The sequence below is a fragment of the Acidocella aluminiidurans genome (assembly GCF_055383125.1).
On sequence record NZ_AP031589.1, the window covers coordinates 2,471,883 to 2,493,934 of the forward strand.

Annotated in this window: 24 protein-coding genes; 14 read left to right on the plus strand and 10 right to left on the minus strand. The window is 65.3% G+C overall.

Going from position 1 to position 22,052, the window contains the following annotated elements; translation table 11 throughout:
* Positions 1 to 89: 89 nt before the first annotated feature.
* Together ACZ46S_RS12270 and ACZ46S_RS12275 are read right to left on the minus strand one after the other, a co-directional pair.
* Positions 90 to 758, minus strand: coding sequence for a hypothetical protein (locus ACZ46S_RS12270; protein ID WP_464061943.1), 669 nt, complete (start codon positions 756 to 758; stop codon positions 90 to 92).
* Positions 665 to 1,501 carry an FAD/NAD(P)-binding protein gene (locus ACZ46S_RS12275; RefSeq protein WP_464061944.1) on the minus strand — a complete coding sequence of 279 codons (837 nt, stop codon included), beginning with the start codon at positions 1,499 to 1,501 and terminating at the stop codon, positions 665 to 667. Before ACZ46S_RS12275 ends, ACZ46S_RS12270 begins: the two co-directional genes overlap by 94 nt.
* A gap of 92 nt (positions 1,502 to 1,593) precedes the next feature.
* On the opposite strand from ACZ46S_RS12275, the gene ACZ46S_RS12280 reads away from it, so the two are divergent.
* A complete protein-coding gene (locus ACZ46S_RS12280) occupies positions 1,594 to 2,817 on the plus strand; it encodes an allantoate amidohydrolase (protein WP_464061945.1) in 1,224 nt (407 codons plus the stop codon).
* A 59-nt stretch (positions 2,818 to 2,876) separates the two neighbouring features.
* Entirely contained in the window at positions 2,877 to 3,563 is a 687-nt protein-coding gene (locus ACZ46S_RS12285) for a DUF6766 family protein (protein WP_464061946.1), read from the plus strand.
* 3 nt (positions 3,564 to 3,566) lie between these two features.
* Here the strand turns inward: ACZ46S_RS12285 and ACZ46S_RS12290 are convergent, their stop codons facing one another.
* Positions 3,567 to 4,784, minus strand: coding sequence for a M20/M25/M40 family metallo-hydrolase (locus tag ACZ46S_RS12290; RefSeq protein ID WP_464061947.1), 1,218 nt, complete (start codon positions 4,782 to 4,784; stop codon positions 3,567 to 3,569).
* A gap of 145 nt (positions 4,785 to 4,929) precedes the next feature.
* Here ACZ46S_RS12290 and uraD point away from each other — a divergent pair, with 145 nt between their 5' ends.
* From uraD to ACZ46S_RS12345, 11 genes are all read left to right on the plus strand, one after another.
* Positions 4,930 to 5,343 (plus strand): 2-oxo-4-hydroxy-4-carboxy-5-ureidoimidazoline decarboxylase, encoded by a 414-nt coding sequence (gene uraD / locus ACZ46S_RS12295; RefSeq protein ID WP_464061948.1) that lies wholly within the window; start codon positions 4,930 to 4,932, stop codon positions 5,341 to 5,343.
* Complete coding sequence (uraH, locus tag ACZ46S_RS12300) at positions 5,340 to 5,648, plus strand: hydroxyisourate hydrolase (protein WP_464061949.1); 309 nt, start codon at positions 5,340 to 5,342, stop codon at positions 5,646 to 5,648. Before uraD ends, uraH begins: the two co-directional genes overlap by 4 nt.
* Positions 5,620 to 6,561 (plus strand): allantoinase PuuE, encoded by a 942-nt coding sequence (gene puuE / locus ACZ46S_RS12305; protein WP_464061950.1) that lies wholly within the window; start codon positions 5,620 to 5,622, stop codon positions 6,559 to 6,561. Before uraH ends, puuE begins: the two co-directional genes overlap by 29 nt.
* Positions 6,562 to 6,613: 52 nt before the next feature.
* Positions 6,614 to 8,332 carry a thiol reductant ABC exporter subunit CydD gene (cydD, locus tag ACZ46S_RS12310; protein ID WP_464061951.1) on the plus strand — a complete coding sequence of 573 codons (1,719 nt, stop codon included), beginning with the start codon at positions 6,614 to 6,616 and terminating at the stop codon, positions 8,330 to 8,332.
* Entirely contained in the window at positions 8,325 to 10,001 is a 1,677-nt protein-coding gene (cydC, locus tag ACZ46S_RS12315) for a thiol reductant ABC exporter subunit CydC (RefSeq protein ID WP_464061952.1), read from the plus strand. The genes cydD and cydC overlap by 8 nt, the downstream gene beginning before the upstream one ends.
* A 306-nt stretch (positions 10,002 to 10,307) precedes the next feature.
* Positions 10,308 to 11,918 (plus strand): cytochrome ubiquinol oxidase subunit I, encoded by a 1,611-nt coding sequence (locus ACZ46S_RS12320; RefSeq protein WP_464061953.1) that lies wholly within the window; start codon positions 10,308 to 10,310, stop codon positions 11,916 to 11,918.
* A 13-nt stretch (positions 11,919 to 11,931) separates the two neighbouring features.
* Positions 11,932 to 13,071 (plus strand): cytochrome d ubiquinol oxidase subunit II, encoded by a 1,140-nt coding sequence (cydB, locus tag ACZ46S_RS12325; RefSeq protein ID WP_464061954.1) that lies wholly within the window; start codon positions 11,932 to 11,934, stop codon positions 13,069 to 13,071.
* Between the two features lie 17 nt (positions 13,072 to 13,088).
* Entirely contained in the window at positions 13,089 to 13,280 is a 192-nt protein-coding gene (locus tag ACZ46S_RS12330; RefSeq protein ID WP_295746287.1) for a hypothetical protein, read from the plus strand.
* Positions 13,281 to 13,694: 414 nt separating this feature from the next.
* Positions 13,695 to 15,833, plus strand: coding sequence for an Orn/Lys/Arg decarboxylase N-terminal domain-containing protein (locus ACZ46S_RS12335; RefSeq protein ID WP_464061955.1), 2,139 nt, complete (start codon positions 13,695 to 13,697; stop codon positions 15,831 to 15,833).
* The gene (locus ACZ46S_RS12340) at positions 15,785 to 15,982 is read left to right on the plus strand and encodes an Orn/Lys/Arg family decarboxylase (protein WP_464061956.1); all 198 of its coding nucleotides are present in this window, start codon (positions 15,785 to 15,787) and stop codon (positions 15,980 to 15,982) included. The genes ACZ46S_RS12335 and ACZ46S_RS12340 overlap by 49 nt, the downstream gene beginning before the upstream one ends.
* Before the next feature lie 157 nt (positions 15,983 to 16,139).
* Positions 16,140 to 17,159 (plus strand): fatty acid desaturase family protein, encoded by a 1,020-nt coding sequence (locus ACZ46S_RS12345; RefSeq protein WP_464061957.1) that lies wholly within the window; start codon positions 16,140 to 16,142, stop codon positions 17,157 to 17,159.
* A gap of 39 nt (positions 17,160 to 17,198) precedes the next feature.
* On the opposite strand, the gene ACZ46S_RS12350 is transcribed toward ACZ46S_RS12345, so the two are convergent.
* The 7 genes from ACZ46S_RS12350 to ACZ46S_RS12380 all read right to left on the minus strand — a co-directional run bounded on the left by ACZ46S_RS12350 (position 17,199) and on the right by ACZ46S_RS12380 (position 21,150).
* Positions 17,199 to 17,408 (minus strand): cold-shock protein, encoded by a 210-nt coding sequence (locus tag ACZ46S_RS12350; RefSeq protein ID WP_008494800.1) that lies wholly within the window; start codon positions 17,406 to 17,408, stop codon positions 17,199 to 17,201.
* Positions 17,409 to 17,610: 202 nt separating this feature from the next.
* Positions 17,611 to 18,045: a hypothetical protein gene (locus ACZ46S_RS12355; protein ID WP_464061958.1), complete on the minus strand. Its 435-nt coding sequence runs from the start codon at positions 18,043 to 18,045 to the stop codon at positions 17,611 to 17,613.
* Positions 18,042 to 18,218: a hypothetical protein gene (locus ACZ46S_RS12360; RefSeq protein WP_464061959.1), complete on the minus strand. Its 177-nt coding sequence runs from the start codon at positions 18,216 to 18,218 to the stop codon at positions 18,042 to 18,044. Before ACZ46S_RS12360 ends, ACZ46S_RS12355 begins: the two co-directional genes overlap by 4 nt.
* Positions 18,219 to 18,238: 20 nt before the next feature.
* The gene (locus tag ACZ46S_RS12365) at positions 18,239 to 18,736 is read right to left on the minus strand and encodes a TIGR00645 family protein (RefSeq protein WP_464061960.1); all 498 of its coding nucleotides are present in this window, start codon (positions 18,734 to 18,736) and stop codon (positions 18,239 to 18,241) included.
* Positions 18,737 to 18,804: 68 nt separating this feature from the next.
* Positions 18,805 to 19,899 (minus strand): redox-regulated ATPase YchF, encoded by a 1,095-nt coding sequence (gene ychF, locus ACZ46S_RS12370; RefSeq protein WP_464061961.1) that lies wholly within the window; start codon positions 19,897 to 19,899, stop codon positions 18,805 to 18,807.
* The gene (gene pth / locus ACZ46S_RS12375; RefSeq protein ID WP_464061962.1) at positions 19,899 to 20,477 is read right to left on the minus strand and encodes an aminoacyl-tRNA hydrolase; all 579 of its coding nucleotides are present in this window, start codon (positions 20,475 to 20,477) and stop codon (positions 19,899 to 19,901) included. The genes ychF and pth overlap by 1 nt, the downstream gene beginning before the upstream one ends.
* Positions 20,478 to 20,496: 19 nt before the next feature.
* Entirely contained in the window at positions 20,497 to 21,150 is a 654-nt protein-coding gene (locus ACZ46S_RS12380; RefSeq protein ID WP_295745149.1) for a 50S ribosomal protein L25/general stress protein Ctc, read from the minus strand.
* Positions 21,151 to 21,261: 111 nt separating this feature from the next.
* Here ACZ46S_RS12380 and ACZ46S_RS12385 point away from each other — a divergent pair, with 111 nt between their 5' ends.
* The gene (locus ACZ46S_RS12385; RefSeq protein WP_464061963.1) at positions 21,262 to 22,050 is read left to right on the plus strand and encodes a carbon-nitrogen hydrolase family protein; all 789 of its coding nucleotides are present in this window, start codon (positions 21,262 to 21,264) and stop codon (positions 22,048 to 22,050) included.
* Positions 22,051 to 22,052: the final 2 nt, after the last annotated feature.

Below are 22,052 nucleotides of genomic sequence, written 5' to 3' on the forward strand. Positions count from 1 at the left end.
ACCCAGCAATCAGCTTGAATCACAATTCAAACCGCGCCGGAATCCCAAATCAGAGTCAGATCAATGTCATCATGCTCTAGCTTGAGGCGCTAGGGCCAGACCCCGCTGAACTCCTCCTCCGCATAAGCCTTGTAATCCGCGAGGATCTCCGGCGCATCGTCGGTGAAAAGCTGCGAGACCACGCCGTAAACCAGTTTCGGCGCGGCGAATTTCATGCCTGAGAGCGCCGAGGCGGAGAGCCCGAGACTCGCCAGCGCCGCATAGTTGAAATTGAACAGCCCGTGCAGCCGGTCCGCCCCCTCCGGCGTCTTCGCGGTGAAGGCAAAATCCCTGGCCAGATAAGGATGATCGTCGATCAGCTTGTTCGGCTTCGGCGCCTGGTATTTATCCCGCCAGCAGGCAATGTCCCCGGCCAGCGCCACCAGCTCCGGGCGCAGCCGCGCATCGGTGAGCAGCCCGGTGGAGAGCACCAGGAAATCGAAAACATAGCTGCCCTTCGGCGTCGTCACCTCCACCCCATCCGGCGTCTCCCGCACTGAAAGCCAGGGCTCGCCAGGATGGAAGGAGAAGCCTTCATAGGCGCAGGCGCGGTTGAACGTGTCGTTGGTCGGCGGCTGGTTGAAGGACAGGAAATGGTCGATCCCGTCATAACGCTGGGCATCGCTCAGATCCGAAAAATGCCCGAGAAACCCGGCATTTTCCATGAAGCGGATCGGGTTGATCCGGGGCAGCGCCGGCTTGCGGATGAAGACCTGCACGCGCCCCACCCCTCCCCCAGCGCGAACTGCGCATTGTCAAAGGCCGAGGCGCCGCCGCCGAGAATGCCGATGCGGCGCCCCTGCATCGCGGCATAATCCACCGCCTCCGAGGTATGGGCGTAGCGGGATTTCGGCAGCGTCTTGATGAAATCCGGCGTGTGCCATTCGCCGCCGCCCTGAATGCCGGTGGCCAGCACCACCTTGCGCGCCAGCAGCGCCGAGCCGCTCGCATGCACGCGAAACAGCCCGCGCTGCACCGGCTCGATCAGCGTCACCTTCGCCTCGTTGCGCACCGGAATCCCCAGAATCCGGCGATACCACATGAGATAGCGCATCCAGGCCGCGCGCGGGATTTTGCCCAAAGCCTCCCAACCCTCGGCGCCATATTGCGCTTCCCACCAGGCGCGGAAAGTGAGCGCGGCCAGGCCGAGATCGACCGAGATCAGATGCTTGGGTGTGCGCAATGTGACCATCCTGGCATAGGTCACCCAGGGGCCTTCCTGGCCTTCCGGATTCTCATCCAGCACCAGGATATTCTCCACCTTCTCGCGCATCAGCCCGAAGGCCGCCGCCAGCCCGCTCTGGCCGCCGCCGACGATCAGCACGTCGTACACATGCCCTTCCGGATGGCGATGCGGGCGCACCCAGGGCCTGGCCGGATAATCCAGGCAGGCCAGATCATGCCGGACCCGCGCCGCCAGCGCCGCCAGCGCCTCGCTCTTCGGGGGAGAGATCTGGTCCATCCTTGGGCACTCCTTCACGCTGCTGGCTCCAAAGCAAATGCTAGCGAGCCATCTTATTGCGGGCAATCGCTATCTGCGGCTAGTTTTTGGGCATGACTCAGAGCCTTGGCGCCATCGCCGTCTCCCGTTGCGACCTGTTCAAGCAGCCGCCTTACAGCGAGGAGGCAGGCGCGCTGACCCGCCGCTTCCTGACACCCGCGCATAAGGCGGCGCTGGAGACGCTGACCGGCTGGATGCAGGCGGCCGGGATGAGCGTGCGGCTGGATGCGGCGGGCACGCTGATCGGCCGTTATGAGGGCACCGGCGCGGGCAGCGTGCTGATCGGCTCGCATATCGACAGTGTCCGCGATGCCGGCGCCTATGACGGCGCGCTGGGGGTGATGCTGGGGCTGGGCGTGGTCGAGGCGCTGGCCCGGCAGGGCAAGCGCCTGCCCTTCGCCATCGAGATCCTGGCCTTCGGCGATGAGGAAGGCTCGCGCTTCCACGCCTCGATGACCGGCAGCCGCCATCTCGCCGGCACGCTGGCGGACGACCCCACCACACTTCTGGATGAAGACGGCATTTCCATGGGCGAGGCGATGCGCGGCTTCGGGCTGGACCCGGCCGCCCTGCGCCAGCCCCCGCCGGGGCAGGATGTGCGGCTCTATCTGGAAGCGCATATCGAGCAAGGCCCGGTGCTGCAGGCGCAAGGTCTGGCGCTGGGCATCGTCACCGGCATCGCCGCGCAGACCCGCCTGGCCGTGAACCTCACCGGCATGGCCAACCATGCCGGCACCACGCCGATGGGGCTGCGCCGGGACGCGCTGGCCGCCGCCGCCGAGGCGGTGCTGCTGGTCGAGCGGATCGCCATGCGCGAGGGCATCGTCGGCACGGTCGGCGCGCTCAGCGTCGCCCCCGGGGTGGGCAATGTGATCCCCGGCGGGGTGAGCTTCTCGGTCGATCTGCGCGCCCCGCTGGCCGGCCCGCGCGATGCGGCGGAACGGGAGTTCCGCGAGGGGCTGGCGGCACTCTGCGCCCGGCGCGGCATCGGCCATGAGGTGAAAATCGTCCAGCAGCTCGCCCCCTGCCTGTGCGACGACATCGCCCAGAGCCTGCTGGCGGAGAGCATTGCCGCGCAAGGCGGGCGGCCCTTCGCGCTCGCCTCCGGCGCCGGGCATGATGCGATGAGCATGGCCGCGCTCTGCCCCGTGGCCATGCTGTTCATCCGCTGCCGCGACGGGGTCAGCCACAACCCCGCCGAACATGTGACGCCCGAGGATGTGGACGCGGCGGCGCGGGTGATGCTGGATTTCCTGGAGCGCCTGGCCGCGCGCTGAGCCATCTTCCCTGCGGCCTTGGCGGACATATATCTGCAAGACACGCTCAGAGGATGCGCATGTCCAGCCTGACCACCCCGTTGAACGAGAGTCTCGGCAACCGCCTGCGCAAGCTCTGGCGCGATGACGGGCTCTCCATCGCCTTCTTCACCCTGTTCATCCTCTGCCTGATCCCGCAGGGGCTCACCGGCTGGGCCGATTATAATGGCAGCCTGAAATCAGCGCATTTTCCGCCGGTCTCCCTCGGCGCCTATCTGCGCACCGGCAATTTCCTGGATGGCGCCTTCAGCAACTGGCAGGCGGCGATTTTGCAGCTGGCGGTGTTGATCGCCTTCAGCGCGGTGCTGCGGCAGAAAGGCGCGGCGCATTCGCGCAAGCCGGAGGGGTTCGGCCATCGCAGCCTGTATCTGAGGCTGCGCCGGCGCGACAACCTGGCCGACACGCTCTATGCCAACTCGCTGTCCCTGGCGTTCATCGCCATGTTCATCATCGCCTTCGGGCTGCATCTGCTCTTCGGCAGCTGGCGCTATAACGAACAGCAAACGCTGCAGCATCTGCCGACCCTCTCCACCCTTTCCTATGCCGGCAGCGCGGATTTCTGGTTCTCGGTGTTCCAGTGCTGGGAGGCCGAGTTCGGCGCCATCGGCCTCTATGTCGTGCTCAGCATCTTCCTGCGCCAGGAGAACTCGCCGGAATCCAAGAAAGTGGAGGCGCGGGATGGGGATACCGGCGAGACCAACGAGTAGGCCTCACCCCAGCAGATCCGCCAGCGCCAGCGCCACCACCTTGGTCGCGCGGTGCAGATCCCTAAGCGGCAGGCGCTCATCCGCCCGGTGCGCGTTGGCTTCCTCGATGCTGCGCGGCCCCGCGCCGTAGAGCACGATCGGCACGCCGGCGGCGGCGTAATGGCGGGCATCGGTATAAAGCGGCACGCCGGTGGTGCCGATCGGCTCGCCGTAGATTTCGGTCGCCCGGCGGCTCAGCGCCTCCGCCAGCCGCTCGCTCCCCGGCAGCGGGGTCAGCGGCAGCGCCAGCAGCACCTGGCGGATCTCCACCCGCGCCCCCGGCACCGCCACCACCGCCTGTTCGATCAGCGCCCGCAGCCCGGCTTCCACCGCCGCCGGGTTCTCGTCCGGGGTGATGCGCCGGTCCAGACGCAGCGTGATCTTGTCCGGCACCACATTGGTGTTGATGCCGCCCGAGATCAGCCCCACCGTCAGCCCTGGCGCGCCGATGCCGGGGATGGCGGAAGGCTGGCCGCGCAGGCTGGCCCGCTCGGCATAGAGGGCGTTGAGCACGCAGGTCGCGGCCTGCAGCGCGTCGATCCCGGTTTCCGGCTTCGCCGCATGGGCGGAGCGGCCGAGCACGGTCACTTCCAGATGCAGGCAGCCATTATGCGCGGTGACGACATTATAGGAGAAGCCCGCGGCAATCGCGGCATCCGGCTTGGAAATCCCCTCCGCCAGCAGCCAGCCCGGGCCGATCTCGCCGCCCGTCTCCTCATCGTAGGTGATATGCAGCTCGATCGTGCCCTTCAGCGCCAGCCCGCTCTCCTTCAGCGCCTTCAGCGCGAAGGCATAGGAGGCGATGTCGGATTTCGAGACGGCGGCACCGCGCCCATACATCCAGCCCTCACGGATCTCCGCCCCGTACGGGTCCGCGCTCCAGCCCTCGCCGGGCGGCACCACATCGCCATGGGCGTTGAGGGCGATGGTCGGGCCCGGGCCGAAGCCGTGGCGGACGATGAGATTGGTGCTGCTGACCATGCCATGCGCCCGCACCAGCGCCTCGGGGACCGCATGACGTTCCACGTGGAACCCTAACCGCTCGAGCAGTTGTGCTGTCATCGCCGCGTGCGGGGCGCAGTCCCCGGCCGGGTTATCGGAGGGGTGGCGGACCAGTTCGGCGAGGAATTCCTCGCGGGTGGCGTCATGCTGGTCGATCAGGTCGGTCAGGCTCTTCATCATCTCAGTCCCGGTTGCGCGCTTGGGCTATCGGCGCCACTATGCTTGGGTGAGTGATTTTCGCCAAGCGTGTCGCGAAATTCCCGGAGGTCGACATGATCGCTGAGTCCGGCCCGTATCTCGGCCTGTTCGAGCATTCCCCTGGGTGGTGGAACGGGCCTTCACAACCTCCCCCTTCCCGGACAAGGCCAGCCTGCACGCGGCTTTGATGGCGGTGGTGGCGGATGCGGCACAGGCCGAACAGCTGGCGCTGATCCGCGCCCATCCGGAGCTTGGCGCCGGCCAGGCGGACCTCACCGCCGCCTCCCAGGCCGAGCAGCAAGGGGCGGGGTTGCGGGCGCTGAGTGCGGAGGAATTCGCCCGCTTCACCGCGCTGAACGCCGCCTATCGGGAAAAATTCGGCTTTCCCTTCATCATCTGCGTGCGGCTGCAGCCCGGCAAGGCGGCGATCCTGGAAGCCTTCGCCAAGCGGCTGGCGCATGACCCCAGCACGGAGAAGGAGACCGCCTTGCGTGAAATCGGGCATATCACCTGGTTGCGGCTGCAGGACATCACGCCATGAAGGGCCTTACCACCCATGTGCTGGATGTGGTCCAGGGCTGCGGCGCGGCGGGAATGCAGGTGGAGCTGCACGCGCCGGGCGGGACGGTCACCTCGGTGACGCTGGACGAGGGCGGGCGCGCCTGCCTGGCCGAAACCCTCACCGCCGGCGCCTATGAGCTGCGCTTCCATGCCGCCGCCTATCGCCGGGCGGCCGAATTTTACGACATCATTCCGGTGCGCATTCTGGTGCATGAGCCGGAGCGCCATTATCACGTCCCCTTGATCCTGAGCGCCTATGGCTATTCCACCTATCGCGGCGGCTAACAGCCCCGCCTACCCGCGCGACCTTGTCGGCTATGCCGGCCATCCGCCCCGCATCACCTGGCCAGGCGGGGCCAGGCTCGCGCTCAGCTTCGTGCTGAATTACGAGGAAGGGGCGGAAAACACCGTGCTGCACGGCGATGAAGGGGCGGAGACCTTCCTCTCCGAAATCGTCGGCGCCGCCCCGGTGCCGGGCATGCGCCATCATTCCATGGAAAGCCTCTATGATTACGGGGCGCGGGCCGGGTTCTGGCGCATCCGCAAGCTGTTCGAAGAGCACGGCATGCCGCTCACCGTCTATGGCGTGGCGATGGCGATGCAACGCAACCCGGAGGCGGTGGAGGCGATGCTGAAATCCGGCTGGGAGATCGCCAGCCACGGCTATCGCTGGATCAATTACCAATATGTGCCGGAAGAGATCGAGCGCGAACATATGCAGCGCGCCATCGAGATCATCACCTCCCTCACCGGCCACCGCCCGCTCGGCTGGTACACTGGCCGCACCAGCCCCAACACCGCGCGGCTGGTGGTCGAGGAAGGCGGGTTTGTCTATGACGCCGACAGCTACGCGGATGATCTGCCCTATTACGACACCACATGGGGCAAGCCGCAGCTGATCCTGCCCTACACGCTGGACAGCAACGATATGCGCTTCGCCGCCGTGCAGGGCTTCAATACCGGCGCGCATTTCGTCACCTACATCAAGGACGCGATCGACGCGCTGCGGCTGGAAGGGGAGAGCAGCCCGAAAATGCTCTCCATCGGGCTGCATTGCCGGATCATCGGCCGGCCCGGGCGCATCGGCGCGCTGCGGGAGATTCTGGATTATGTCGCCAGCCTGCCGGATGTCTGGGTGGCGCGAAGGATCGACATCGCCCGGGAATGGCTGCGCCAGGTGCCGCCGCCGGAAGCGTGAGGATTTGACATAGATCTTGGCGCAGGCGGGCCGGCCGGGTTAGCTCGGCCGCATGAGTGACCGCATGGATCCGCGCCTGATGCGCGAAGGCAAGCGCGCCAGGGGCGCGCTTTATGGTAGCATCGGGCTGGGGCTGCTCTCCGCCTGGGTGGTGATCGGCCAATCCGTGCTGCTGGCGAAGCTGGTCACCGCCATCTCGTTTCACCATGTAAGGCTGGAGCGGCTGGAGACGCCGCTTTTGCTGCTGGCCCTGCTGTTCGGGCTGCGGGCTGTGCTCACCTATGGCGCCGAGCGCCTGGCCAGCCGCGCCTGCCTGACCATCAAAACCGGGCTGCGCGCCGCCTTGCTGGAACGGCTGTTCGCGCGCGGCCCGGCCGAGGGCGCCGCCAGCGCCGCGCACGCCACCGTGCTGCTGGACGGGGTGGAGGCGCTGGAGCCCTATTTCGCCCGCTATCTGCCGCAGATGTATCTCTGCGTGGCGGTGCCGCTGGCCATCCTCGCTTTGGTGTTTTCGCTGGACTGGATCAGCGGGCTGGTGCTGCTGGTCGCGGGGCCGCTGATCCCGCTATTCATGGTGTTTGTCGGCTACCGGGCGGAGGCGATCAATCAGCGCCAATGGCTGAAGCTGCTGGGCTTAAGCACGCATTTCCTGGATGTGCTGCAGGGTCTCACCACGCTGAAGCTGTTTGGCCGGGCGCGTGATGAGATCGCCATCATCGCGCGGATGTCCGACGATTATCGCCGCACCACCATGGATGGGCTGCGCATCGCCTTTCTCACCAGCGCGGTGCTAGAATTTTTCGCGTCGCTGGCGATCGCGCTGGTGGCGGTGCTGTTCGGGGCGCGGCTGATCCACGGGCATTTCGATTTCTACCCGGCCTTTCTGGTGCTGCTGCTGGCCCCGGAATATTTCGTGCCGCTGCGCGGGCTTTCGGTGCATTACCATGCAAAGATGAGCGCCATTGCCGCCGCGCGGCAGATTTTCGACCTTCTGGATGCGCCGGTGCCCGCGCGCGGCAGCGCCCGGCTGGCGCCGGCTGAGACGTATGAGATTGCCTGCGAAAAGCTGAGCTTTGCCTATGAGGGGCAGGTGGTGTTGCAGGATGTCACCGCCCGCTTTCCGGCCGGCAGCACCACCGTCATCGTCGGTGCCAGCGGGGCGGGCAAGACCACGCTCTCGCGCCTGCTGCTGGGGTTTCTCACCCCCAGCGCCGGGCGGATTCTGGTGAATGGGCAGGATCTGGCCGGCATCGATCCGCAAAGCTGGTGGCAGGCCCTGGCCTGGGTGCCGCAAAGCCCGCGCCTGTTCAAAGGCAGTGTCGAGGATAATCTCGCCCTCGGGCTGCCCCAGCGGGACTTCGCCGTGCTGCGCAATGCCGCGGCGCGCGCCCATGCCTATAATTTCATTCAAAGCCTGCCCGGCCAGTTCGGTGCGGCGATCGACGAGGGCGGCGCCAATATCTCCGGCGGCGAGACCCAGCGCCTCGCCCTCGCCCGCGCCTATGCCCGCCAGGCGAAGCTGCTGATCCTGGACGAGGCCACCGCCAGCCTGGATGCGCGGACCGAGGCGGCGATATTGGACGCGATGGACCAGGATGCGGGTGTCACCGCCATCATCATCGCACATCGGCTGGCGCTGGCCGAGCGGGCGGACCAGGTTCTGGTGCTGCAGGAGGGGCGGCTGGTGCAGTCCGGCACCCATGCCAGCCTGCGGGCCGTTCCCGGCCCCTATCGGGACATGCTGCGCACACAGGAGGCGGCCTATGTCTGACATCTGGCGTCTGATCCGCCTGACCGCGCCGCGCCAAGGCTGGATGCTGGCCGGGCTGGGGCTGGCCACGCTGACCTTGCTGGCGAATTTCGGGCTGCTCGCCCTCTCCGGCTGGTTCCTCGCCGCCACCGCCATCGCCGGCCTAGCCGGGATCGCGGCGCAGAATGCCTTCAACTTCTTCACCCCCTCGGCGATGGTGCGGTTTTTCGCGACGCTACGGGTGGCCTCGCGCTATGCCGAGCGGCTGGTCACGCATGAGGCCACCTTCCGGCTGCTGGCGGATCTGCGGGTCTGGTTCTACACCCGGCTGGAGCCGCTGGCCCCCGCCGCGCTGCAGGGGCAGCGCAGCGCGGATCTGCTGGGGCGCATCGTCGCCGATATCGACACGCTGAATTTGTTTTATCTGCGGGTGTTCGTGCCGGTGCTGACCGCTTTGGCGGCCTCGCTGCTGATGGCGGCGTTCTTCGCGTTCTTCTCCTGGCCGGCGGCGCTGGCGCTGATCCTCGGGCTGGGGTTGAACGGCGCCCTCGCCCCGGTGCTGACGGCGCGGCTGGGCGCCGGCCCGGGGGCGGAGATCACCCGGCTGAATGCGGGTTTGCGGGCCGAGTATGTCGAGGCGCTGCAAGGCATGGGGGAGCTGCTGGTGAGCGGCGCGGCTGCGGCGATGCAGGCCCGCGCGGCGGCGCTGAATGAAGAGCTGGCCGGTGCCCAGGCGCGGCTTGGCAATGGGGCGGCGCTGGGCGCGGCGCTCTCCGGGCTGGCGGCGAACGCGACGCTGCTGGCGGTGCTGGTGTTCGGCGCGCGGCGCTTTGAGGCGGGCGGGCTGAGCGCCGCACAAGTGCCGATGCTGCTGCTCGGCGCCATGGCCGCCTTCGAGGCCACGGCCCCGCTTCCCGCGGCGCTGAATTATCTCGGCCAGATCAAAACCGCCGCGCGGCGTATTTTCGCGCTGGCGGACCAGATGCCGCCGGTCGCCGCCCCCGCAACCGCCGCCCCGGATTTGCAGCGCTACGATCTGGAGCTGGCGGGGGTCGCGCTTGCTTATGATGGCGGCCGCAAGGTGCTGGATGGGTTCAGCCTGAGCCTGCCGGAAGGGCGGCGTGTCGGGATTGTGGGCGTCTCCGGCGCCGGCAAATCCACGCTGATCAATCTGCTGCTGCGCTTTCATGAGTACCAGGCCGGCACGGCGCGGTTTGGCGGGGTGGATCTGCGGGCCTTTTCCAGCGCGGAGATGGCGCGCCATGCCACCATCATCTCCCAGCGCAGCCATCTGTTTCACACCAGCATCCGGGATAATCTGCTGCTGGCCAATGGCGCGGCGGATGAGGCGGCACTTTGGCACGCGCTGGAGGTGGCGCAGCTGGCCGGCTTCGTGCGCGGGCTTACACATGGGCTGGATCATCTGGTGGGGGAAGGCGGGGCCAGCCTGTCCGGCGGGCAGGCGCGGCGCATCGCGCTCGCCCGCGCCGTGCTCAAGCCGGCGCCGCTGCTGATTCTGGACGAGCCGACCGAGGGGCTGGATGTGGAGACCGAGCGCGCCTTCCTGGCCGACCTCGCGCCGCTGCTGGCCGGGCGCAGCGTGCTCTACATCACCCACCGCCCGGCCGGGCTGACGCTGATGGACGAGGTGTATGAGCTGCGGGACGGCAAGGCGCTGCGCCGGCGATAGGCCCCGGACCAGCATTCACTTAGAGCGATATGTGTTGAGGTTGGCGCGGCAGCGGCAACTTAAACACATGAAATTGCTCGCCAAAACGAAAGCTAGAGCCTTCAGCTAAAAGCTGAAGGCTCTAGACGATCCCTCAAAACGCCTGCCCCCCTGCCATGCCCCTACCGAAGGGCAGCAATTCACCTCTTTCTCCCGGCTTCACCCGCTCCGCCGCCGGAATTTGACAGAGATCAAGCCGCGTTTTGCCGGCACCGCCTATACCCGGTTCGCTTGGTTAAAGTTTTTCCACAACTGGAGAGAGCGGTCATGCCGTTAATCGATCCGAGTGTCGTCGATCTATCGCGTCTGCAATTCGCGTTGACGGCCCTCTACCACTTCCTGTTCGTGCCGTTGACGCTCGGCATGACCTTCCTGCTCGCCGCGATGGAGACGGTCTACGTCATCACCGGCAAACAGATCTACAAGGACATGACCCAGTTCTGGGGCAAGCTCTTTGCGATCAATTTCGCCATCGGTGTCGCCACCGGCCTGACGATGGAATTCGAGTTCGGCACCAACTGGTCCATGTACTCGCATTTCGTCGGCGACGTGTTCGGCACCCCGCTGGCGATCGAGGGGCTGATGGCCTTCTTCATGGAATCCACCTTCATCGGTTTGATGTTCTTCGGCTGGGACCGGCTCTCCCGCCCGGGCCATCTCGCCGTCACCTATCTGACGGCGCTGGGCTCCAACCTCTCGGCGCTGTGGATCCTGGTCGCCAACGGCTTCATGCAGAACCCGCAAGGGGCGAGCTTTAATCCGGATACGATGCGCATGGAGTTCAACTCCTTCCTGCAGCTGGTGTTCAGCGAGGATGCGCAGGCGAAATTCGTGCACACCTCGATCGCCGGGTTCGTCACCGGGGCGCTGTTCGTGATGGGCATTTCGGCGTTCTACATTCTGCGCAAGCAGCATCGTGAGCTGGCCGCGCGCTCCTTCCGCATGGCCGCCCTGTTTGGCATCATCTCCTCGCTGGCGGTGGTGACGCTGGGCGATGCGCTGGGGCGGCTGGATTATCTGGTGCAGCCGACCAAGATCGCCGCGATCGAGGGGCTCTGGCAGGATAGCGCCGCCAATGGTTCGGCGGCTTCCGCCCCCTGGCTGCTCTTTGCCCTGCCCGACCAGGCGAAGCAGACCAACTATGCCGAAATCGGCGTGCCTTATGTGCTGGACCCGCTGATCGCGCATTCCTTCAACACCAACATCCCTGGCCTGATCTCGCTGGAACAGCAGGCCGGCCCGCGGATTCAGAAAGGCATCGTGGCGCTGAACGCGCTGCAGGCCTATGGCAAGGACCATGACGCCGCCGCACTCGCCACCTTCAAGGCGAATGAGAGCGACATGGGCTATGGCTTCCTGGCGCAGCGCTACGCACCGAACCAGGATTTGAACCTGATCACCCCGGCCAATCAGGGCGCCATCATCGCCCAGGCGGAGAAGGACACGATCCCCAACGTGCCGGTCACTTTCTGGTCCTTCCGCATCATGATGGCGCTGGGCTTCTTCTTCGTCGGACTGTTCGCCTTCGCGGCCTATTACAGCCTGAAGAACCAGCTGGAGCGGCATCCGCTGCTGCTGAAGCTGTGCGTCTGGTCGATCCCGCTGCCGATCCTGGCCTGCGAGTTCGGCTGGATCACCGCCGAGGCCGGGCGTCAGCCCTGGTCGGTCTATGGCTATCTGCCGACCTTCCAGGCGGCCTCCAGCCATGGGCTTGGCTATATGGTGTTCTCGCTCATCGGCTTCGCGCTGCTCTACAGCGCCTTCATCGCCGCTGAATTGTACCTGATGTTCAAGTTCGCCCGCCTGGGTCCGCAGCCGCACCATGCGCCGACCCAAGAGGCTGCCCCGGCGCCGATGTTCGCCGCCCCGGCCGAGTAAAGGAGCGTTTATCATGGAACTCTATGTTGTTCTGAAACTGATCTGGGCGGTGCTGCTGGGGGTGCTGCTCTCCGGCCTGGCCGTGATGGTCGGCATGGATATGGGGGTCGGTAGCCTGCTGCGCTTTGTCGGCCGCAACGATGCGGAGCGCCGGGTGGCGCTCAACATCATCGGCCCGCATTGGGATGGCAACCAGGTCTGGTTCATCCTGGGCGGCGGCGCCATCTTTGCCGCCTTCCCCACGCTTTATGCCACCTCCTTCTCGGTGTTCTACGTGGTGATGATCCTGCTGCTGTTCAGCATGATCATGCGCCCGGTGGCCTTCGAGTATCGCTCCAAGGTGGATGCCGGCAAATGGCGCGGCACCTGGGACTGGGCCTTCCTGATCTCCGGCGCGGTGCCGATGATCGTCTATGGCGCGGCCTTCGGCAATGTGATGCAGGGTGTTGGCTATCATTATGGCTGGGACGGACAGTATTATCAGGATGAGAGCTTCATCTGGTATCTGCTCAACCCCTTCGCGCTGATGTGCGGCGTGATGTCTCTGGCCCTCTCCATCCAGCAGGGCGGCACCATGCTGATGCTGCGCGGCGAGCAGCCGATTTATGGCCGCGCCCGCAAGGCCGCCATTGGCGGCGGGCTGGTCGGCGGCATCCTGTTCCTGGCGGGCGGGCTGTGGCTCGGCCACCTGACCGGCTTTGCCTATACCAGCGCGGTTGACCCCAACGCCGCCGCCACCCCGCTCACCGGGCCCACAGTGGCGCCCGTGGTCGGCGCCTGGCTGCATAACTACGCCGCCTACCCGGCGCTATGGGTGCTGCCGGCGCTGGGTCTCGTCGGCATGTTCGGCGCGGCGCTGCTGAATCTGGCGGGCAAGCCGGTGCTGGCCTGGTGGCTGGGGGCGATCGGCTGGATCGGCGCGATCTTCACGACGGGGGCCAGCATGTTCCCCTTCCTGATGCCCTCCACCACCAATCCGAGCCAGAGCCTGACCGTGTGGAACGCCTCCGGCAGCGAATATAATCTCGGCTGGATGCTGTTCTTCGCGCTGGTCTTCACGCCGATCATCATCTGCTACACCTCCTGGTGCTTCTATGTGATGCGCGGAAAAGTAAAGGCTTCCGCGGTGGCGCATGACGAGCACAGCTATTAAATAGAAAGGGCAACGAAATGGGTAAATTATTCACCTTCGTGGGCCTCGGCGTGGTGCTTGCTCTGGCATTGCTGCTCGCCGTGGTGGCTGGGGATTACGGTCCCTGGTATTTCGCCTGGATTGTCGGCACGGTGATGATCGTGCTGATCGCGGGCTGCGGCGCCGTCATGTACGACGCCCAGCACGAAACCGGACGGGAGGAAATCTGATGCCGGTCGAGCTGGAAAGCCTGATTGTCTTTATTCCCTTCCTGTATCTGGGTCTTTTGGGTATCGCCTATCTGTATACCCGGAGGAAGTTCCCCTAACCCCTTGGGATGCTTCCGGGCCAAGGCCGCGCCGGCGTTCTCCACCGCCGGCGCGGTTGTTTTTTGGAGGCATCCCATCGCCTGACGGCGTGCAAGACCTATCCGCGCCCCAAGCGGTTGAAACACTTAGAGGCTGTTTCAAAAGTCGCTATGGTGAGTCGTCAAGTGGTGATTTGCGAGCACCGGAGCGCAGCAAATCGCCGCTTGGCGGCCGCCAGAGTGGCTTTTCAAACAGCCTCTTATTCCATGATGCCGGCGGGGCTGGACAGCGCCGCGCAAACGCCATCCAATCCCGAAAGCCGCAAAAGGGAGCATCATGGCCAGGACGGAACAGACAGGCAAACGCATCGGCCGCAATGTGCTGCTGGTCTGCGACCGGCTGCACGAGGGCTCATCCCCAGGCCGGGCCGCCCGCGCCTTGCGGGAGGATCTGACAGCGCATGAGCTGATCCCGGTCATCGCCCTCTCCACCGCCGCCGCGCATGAGGAGATCGAGGCGGACCCGCATCTGCAGGCGCTGCTATTGGATTGGGACCTGCACCAGGACCCCAGCCACACCCAGGCGCGCGAGGTGCTGGATGCGCTGCGGGCCCGCAACGCCAAGCTGCCGGTGTTCCTGCTGGCGACGCGCGAGGCCGCGCCCCACGTGCCGGCCGAGGTGATGCGCGCGGCGGACGGCTTCATCTGGCTGCTGGAGGATTCGATGGAATTCGTCAGCACCCGGATTCTGGAGGCGGTGCGCCGCTACCGGCTGGCGCTGCTGCCGCCGATGTTCGGGGCGCTGGCGAAATTCGCCGACGAGGCGGAATATTCCTGGCACACACCCGGCCATACTGGCGGCTCCGCCTTTCTGCGCTCGCCCGCCGGGCGGATGTTTTACGATTATTTCGGCGAGAAGCTGCTGCGGGCGGATCTTTCGATCTCGGTGGCGGCGCTGGGCTCGCTGCTCGACCATACCGGGCCGATCGGCGATGCCGAGCGCTATGCCGCCTATGTGTTCGGGGCGCAGCGGAGCTATTTCGTCACCAACGGCACCTCCACCGCCAACCGGGTGGTGTTCACCGCCTCGGTGGCGCGCGGCGAGACGGTGCTGGCGGATCGCAACGCGCATAAATCCATCGAGCATGGGCTGGCCCTCACCGGGGCACGGCCGGCCTATCTGCTGCCCTACCGCAACCATCTGGGCATGATCGGGCCGATCCCCCCGGCCTCGCTGAGCAAGGAAGCCATCGCGCATAATCTCGCCACCTCGCGCCTGACCGCCGGCCAGGCCAGCCGGCCGGCCTTGGCCATCGTCACCAACTCCACCTATGACGGGCTGTGCTACAATGCCGCGCGGGTCGAAGCGCTGCTCAGCCCCTCGGTGGACCGGATTTTGTTCGACGAAGCCTGGTTCGGCCATGCCCGCTTCAACCCGATTTACGAGAACCACTACGCCATGCGCGGCGACCCGGCGGGGCGCGACAGCACCGGCCCCACCATCTTCGCCACCCAATCCACCCACAAGCTGCTGGCCGCCCTCTCCCAGGCCTCGATGGTGCATCTGCGCGAGGGGCGGGTGCCGATCGAAGCGGTGCGGTTCAATGAATCGCTGATGATGCACGCCTCCACCTCGCCCAACTACGCCATCATCGCCTCCACCGATATCAGCTCGGCGATGATGGATGGCGCCGGCGGGCAGCTGCTGACCTCGGAGGCGATCGCCGAGGCGGTCGCCTTCCGCCAGACCGTCGCGCGGCTGCAGGCTGGCTTCCTGGAAAAGGGCGATTGGTTCTTCGGCGTCTGGCAGCCGGATTTCGTGCGTGACGGGGCGCTGCGCCTGCCCTTCGCCGATGCGCCGCCGCAGCTGCTCGCCAGCAGCCAGGCCTGCTGGGCGCTGGAGCCGGGGGCGGACTGGCACGGCTTTGCCGGGCTGGAGCCGGGCTATTGCCTGCTCGACCCGATCAAGGTGACGCTGACCACACCGGGCATGGGGCGCGACGGCAAGCTGGAGGCGCAGGGCATCCCCGCCCCGCTGCTGGCGCATTATCTCGCGGAACACGGCATCACCCCGGAAAAAACCGCGCATTTCTCCATCCTGTTCCTGTTCTCCATCGGCGTGACCAAGGGCAAATGGGGCTCGCTGGTGAGCGCGCTGCTGGATTTCAAACGCGATTACGATGCCAACACCCCGCTCAGCCGCGCCCTGCCCGCGCTCTGCGCCGCGCACCCGGCCGCCTATGGCGCGCTCGGGCTCAAGGAGCTGGGCCAGGCGATGTTCAGGGCGATGGGCGAGACCGGCTATCCGGAAAAGTTGCAGGAGGCCTATAACCTGCTGCCGCTGCCGGAGATGATCCCGGCGGAGGCGCATGACCGGCTGATCCGCGGCGAAGGCGGCATGGCGGGGCTGGCCGCGCTGGCCGGGGGGTGGCGGCCACCGCCATCGTGCCCTACCCGCCGGGCATTCCGCTGCTGATGCCGGGGGAAAATTTCGGCACGGTGGACGGGCCGGTGCTGCGCTATCTGGCGGCGGTGGAGCGTTTCGACCGGCAATTTCCCGGCTTCGGGCATGATACGCACGGGGTGGAACCGGCGCCGGGCGGGTATCGGGCGCTGCGCTACTGAACGCTTGTGTCACGGGAGCTTCACGCAACCGGGCTTGTCCGCCCGGGGCACAGGGCCCATGCCATGCCGCGCGGCGGCGGACAGGACATGAATGAGTTGGTTTCCGGGGCGCCGATCGTGATAGAGACAGATTTATAAGAAAAACGCCGGAGGCCTCTTGTCGTCCACAGAATTCAGCAGCCCATTGTCCGCCGGCGCGCTGCCGCTCGGGCTTTTGCGGAGCTATCAGGCGCCCTGCCCGCGCCGCGCCGCGTTTCAGGCTGCCTCCACCTTCGGGCTTTATCTGCTCTGCGTCGCCGCCATGTATGCCAGTCTGCATGTCGCGCTCTGGCTGACCCTGGCTTTGGCGCTGCCCGCCAGCGGGCTGATCGTGCGGCTGTTCATGTTCCAGCATGATTGCGGGCATGGCTCGTTTTTCGGCTCCAAGCGCCTCAATGCCGGCTTCGGGACGCTCTGCAGCCTGGTCACCTTCACGCCGTTTTCCTATTGGCGGCGGCTGCATGCGCGGCATCATCAGAGCTGGAACAATCTGGATGGGCGCGGCATTCCCGCGGATTTCTTCTCGGATTGCGCGACGCTGGCGGAATACCAGGCGATGTCCGGCTGGGGCAAACGCCTGTACCGGCTGAGCCACCATCCGCTGCTGATCCATGTGCTGCTGCCGCCGGTGATCTTCCTGCTGCTCTACCGCCTGCCCTTCGATACCCCCCGCGCCCGGCAGCGGGAACGGCGCAGCGTCTATCTGCTCGATCTGGGTCTTGTGCTGGTTTATGGCGGGTTGATTATGACGTTTGGCCTGAAGGCCGTGCTGCTGGTGCATCTGCCCGCCATCATCCTGGCGTCGATCATCGGCATCTGGCTGTTCTCGGTGCAGCACCGGTTCGAGGAGTCACAATGGGCCCGTCAGGAAGATTGGTGCCCCACGGAAGCCGCACTGCATGGCGCCTCGTATTTGAAGCTGCCGGCCTGGCTGCAATGGTTTTCAGGCAATATCGGGCTGCACCATATTCACCATCTGCGCCCCGGCATTCCGAATTACCGGCTGCAGGATTGCCATGATGGCTGCCCGGAGGTGACGCAGGACGTGACCATCCTGACGCTGCGCGAGGCGCTGGCCGCGCCCAGCTTCACGCTGTGGGATGAGGCCGGCAACCGCATGGTGCCATTCCCGGCCTGACCCAAAAAAGCCGGAAAGCAAGCTTTCCGGCCATCCGGCTTACGCCGCTTCGAGGTTGTCGGCGGCGGTCTTGCCGCTGCGGCGATCCTGCACCTGCTCGAACTTGACCTTCTGGCCCTCATTCAGGCTGCGCATGCCAGCGCGCTCCACGGCGGAGATGTGCACGAACACATCCGGGCCGCCGGTCTCCGGGCTGATAAAGCCGTAGCCCTTGGTTTCGTTGAAAAATTTAACAGTGCCGATCGCCATAAGAAATTCCTAACTCATTCTTGGCTTGTCTCTGGCAGGGAACATACTCTGCCACGAAAGCCACCCGCTCCCCCCACGGCACTGTTACATTGTCAATGTTCCAGGGCATGCGGCAGGATCGGTCTGATACGCCTAGGGCCTATTGGGGAAAAGCGCAAATCCGGGCTGCAATGGGTTTCATACGGGGCGGGGTTGGAGGGGGTCAGAACGGGTTATGGAGTTTGGCCAGGCTGGCTTGGATATCCGGCGGCAGAACGGCCGGGTCGTCCGTGCCGATCCACTCCATTTGCACGCGCTTGCCATCGGTCTCGTAAAATCCAACCCATATTTTCGCCGCCGCCGGGTCGATGACCAGAACCGCACTTTCGCTGCCGCACATATGGGGCATGCAGAACTGCGCCATTAAATCACTGCCGATTTTCGAAACCGGCGGCGAAACCGCCATCGCCTTCAACTGCGCCCGCTGCCGCGGGCTCAGTAAATTACTAAGTTGCTGGCGTATGATCGCCGATTTCATCAACCCCGCCGCCGGATAAGTACCCGCGAATGTATCGAGGCCGGACCAGTCGGAAGATGAAGCGAGAGCTGGCCCGGCGAGGAGGGAAAAAGCTGTTATGCCTTGAATGAGCCGCTTCATTTGTGGATCTGCAAAAGGCAGGTTTTGGCCAATTTCGGATCGATCACATTATTGCTCCCTTTAGATTTTTTCAAACAAGCGGCGGCGGCTAGAATATCACTGGCGTAACCTTTTCCCGTGCCAAACCGATCCAAACCGGCTTTCAGGTCGCTGCCTGCACGACGATAAATCATATCCAGATAGTATGTTCCGCCTACTCTTTATGCTCCACCCGGTCGGTCAGCGCCAAAACCAGCGACAGCAGCCCGAAGGCCAGCACGATCACCAGCTGCCAGAACAAATTCCGGTCCGTCTCATTGGCCACATCCAGAAAGCTGCGCAGCAGATGCACCGCACCGATCACCGTCATCGAAGCGAGAAGTTTCAGCTTCAGCCCGGAGAAATCGATTTTCGACATCCATTCCGGCCGCAGGTCGCTCTCGTCGAACGCCACCCTGCGCACGAAATTCTCATAGCCGGAGAGGATCACCAGCACCACGAGATTGGCGGTGAGGGAGAGGTCGACCAGCGAGAGGCTGAAGATCAGCAGCTGGTTTTCGGTGATGCTGGCGATGCCGGGCAGCGCATGCACCAGCTCGCCGATGAAATAGACCACGATGATGCCGAGCAGCACCAGCATGGCGAGATAGACCGGCACGATCAGCCAGCGCCCGCCGAACAGAATGGCTTCGATCACGCGCGCTGGGGACATGGAGGCTCCTGAGATAAAAAAGGGGCGCTCCCGTCGCCGGGGCGCCCCTTTATCCTAGCCTGCCAGGCCTACACGTTGAAGCGGAACAGCATCACATCGCCATCCTTGACGACATATTCCTTGCCCTCGACCCGCAGCTTGCCGGTATCGCGCGCCCCGGCCTCGCCCTTATTGGCGACGTAATCATCGTAGGCGATGGTCTCGGCGGCGATGAAGCCGCGCTCGAAATCGCCATGGATCACCCCCGCCGCGCCCGGCGCCTTGGTGCCCTTGATGATGGTCCAGGCGCGGGTCTCTTTCGGCCCGACGGTGAAATAGGTGATCAGCCCCAGCAGCTGGTAGCCGGCGCGGATGATGCGGTCCAGACCGCTATCCTCCAGCCCCAGATCGGCCAGGAAGCCGGCGCGGTCCTCGTCCGGCAGCTGGCTCACCTCGGCCTCGATCGCGGCCGAGATGATCACATGCGCCGCGCCCTGCGCCTTGGCCATCTCCGCCACCCGGGCGGATTGGGCATTGCCGGTGGCGGCCGAGGCTTCCTCGACATTGCACACATACAGAACCGGCTTGGAGGTGAGCAGGTTGAGGCGCTTCACCGCCTCCTCCTCACCCTTGGGGATGCCCGCGCGCACCGGCTTGCCCGCTTCCAGCAGCTTGATCAGCGGCTCGATCAGCTCCAGCTCGGCGGCGGCGGCCTTGTCGTTGCTCTTCGCCTTCTTCTGCAGCAGCGGCACGCGCTTGGTCAGGCTCTCAAGATCGGCCAGCATCAGCTCGGTTTCCACCGTCTCCGCATCGCGGACCGGGTCGATCGAGCCTTCGACATGGGTGATGTCGTCATCCTCGAAGCAGCGCAGCACATGCACGATGGCATCCACCTCGCGGATATTGGCCAGGAACTGGTTGCCCAGCCCCTCGCCCTTGGAGGCGCCGCGCACCAGCCCGGCGATGTCGACAAATTCCAGGCTGGTCGGCACCAGCTTCTGGCTCTTGCCGATCTCGGCCAGTATTGCCATGCGCTTATCCGGCACCGCCACCCGGCCGACATTCGGCTCGATGGTGCAGAACGGGTAATTCGCCGCCTGGGCGGCCACCGTCGCGGTCAGCGCATTGAACAGCGTGGATTTGCCGACATTCGGCAGGCCCACGATCCCGCAATTGAAACCCATTATTTCTGCACTCCGTTGACCAGCGCCAGGCGCGTCATGAAATCCTCGGCCTTGCCCTGCGCCAGCAGCCCAGCGTTATCCGCCACGCCGTCCAGCACCGGGATCAGCCAGTTTTGATCCTGTTTTGAAAAATCCCCGAGCACATGGCCGGTCACCCGGGCCTTGTCGCCAGGATGGCCGATGCCCAGACGCACCCGCCAGTAATCCGGGGTGGAGAGATGCTTATCCATGCTGCGCAGCCCGTTATGGCCGGCATTGCCGCCGCCTTTCTTCACCCGGATTTTGCCCGGTTCCAGATCCAGCTCGTCATGGAAAGCCGTGATGTCCACGGGCGCGATCTTGTAGAAGGAGGATGCCTCCTGCACCGCCTCGCCGGACAGATTCATGTAGGTCATCGGCTTCAGCAGCAGGATCTTCTGTGTGCCGATGCGCCCCTCGGCGGTCATGCCCTTGAAGCGGGCACGCCAGGGGGAAAAGCCATGGCGGGACGCAATCGCGTCCACCGCCATGAAGCCGATATTATGGCGTTGCCGCGCCATGCCCGGTTCCGGGTTTCCTAGACCAACCCAAAGCAGCATGGCGCGGTAACTTTACGTCTTACTTCTTGCCGCCCTTCTTGGCGCCGCCCTTGGCGGCGGCGGCGGCGGCAGCGGCGGCGGCCTCAGCAGCCAACTGCTCGGCGCTCACCAGCGGCGGGGCGATGGTGGCGATGACGAAATCGCGGCCGGTGATCACCGGCTTGCAGTTCTCAGCGCCCTGCAGGTCGTGCCAACGCACATTGTCGTTGATGTCCAGCTTGCCGAGATCGATCTCGAACTTCTCGGGGATGTGGTCGGCATCCACCACCACTTCCACCTTGTGGCGCACGACGTTGAGCACGCCGCCGCGCTTCAGGCCCGGCGAGGTCGCTTCGTTGAGGAAGTGCACGGCCACGGCCACCTTCACCGGCTCACCGGCGACGAGGCGCTGGAAATCCACATGCTCGGGCTGGTCGGTGACGGGGTGGAAGGAGACGTCGCGCATCAGCGCGCGGGTCTTGGTCCCGGCCACGTCGATCTCGTACAGGCGCGAACGCCAGCCGCCACGCTTCAGCTCCTTGATCACGATGCGCGGGTCGAGCGCGATCAGGCTCGGCTCCTGGCGGGCACCATAAATCACGGCGGGCACCTTGCCCTCACGCCTCGTCGCCCGCGCCACCCCCTTGCCGGCACGCGAACGAGCAGAGGCTTCAATCAGTTCAAAATCGGCCATTTTCAGCTCCATAAAACAACAAAAGCCGGCCTCCAGGGGTGCCGGCGGGCGGGGTTTATCGGGTTTTTCCGGGATTTTCAACATTTGCGCGCCGGTGCTACGCTGCCATGCATGAAAATCGCGCTGTATCAGGGCCCAGGATGCGTCAACAACCTCGAAGCCGGCTTCGCGCATCTGCGCGCGCAGGCGGTCTCGGCCAAGGCGCAGGGGGCGGATCTGCTCATCCTGCCGGAAATGTATCTCTCCGGCTATAATATCGGCCCGCAGGCGGCGCTGGCGCTGGCCATTCCGCAATCCGGCCTGGCCCCGGCGCAGGCGGCGGCGGCTGATCTGAACATCGCGCTGGTCTTCGGCTATCCGGAGCTGGTGGCGGGCCAGGTGGCCAACGCCGCGGTGCTGATCGGCCCGGATGGGCGGATTTTGCTGAATTACCGCAAGACGCATCTGTTCGGCGAGCTGGACCGGGACATGTTCAAGCAGCGCGGGCAGGATTTCCCGGTGGCCGAGCTGGGCGGGCTGAAAATCGGGCTGCTGATCTGCTACGATATCGAATTCCCCGAGCCCGCCCGCACTCTGGCCCTGGCCGGGGTGGATCTGCTGCTGGTCCCCACCGCGCAGATGGAGCCCTATGAGCAGGTGGCGCGGCATGTGATCCCGGCGCGGGCTTATGAGAACCAGGTCTATCTCGCCTATGCCAACCATTCCGGCGAGGAGAACGGGCTCGGCTATATCGGTCTCTCCTCCATCTGCGGGCCGAACGGGGCGGTGCTGGCGATGGCGGGCACCGGCGAGGAGATGCTGTTCGCCGAGATCGACCCTGCCCATCACCAGGCGGTGCGGCGGGCGGACCCGTTCTTCACCGACCGCCGGCCCGGGCTGTACGGGCCGATCGCCGGCTGAAC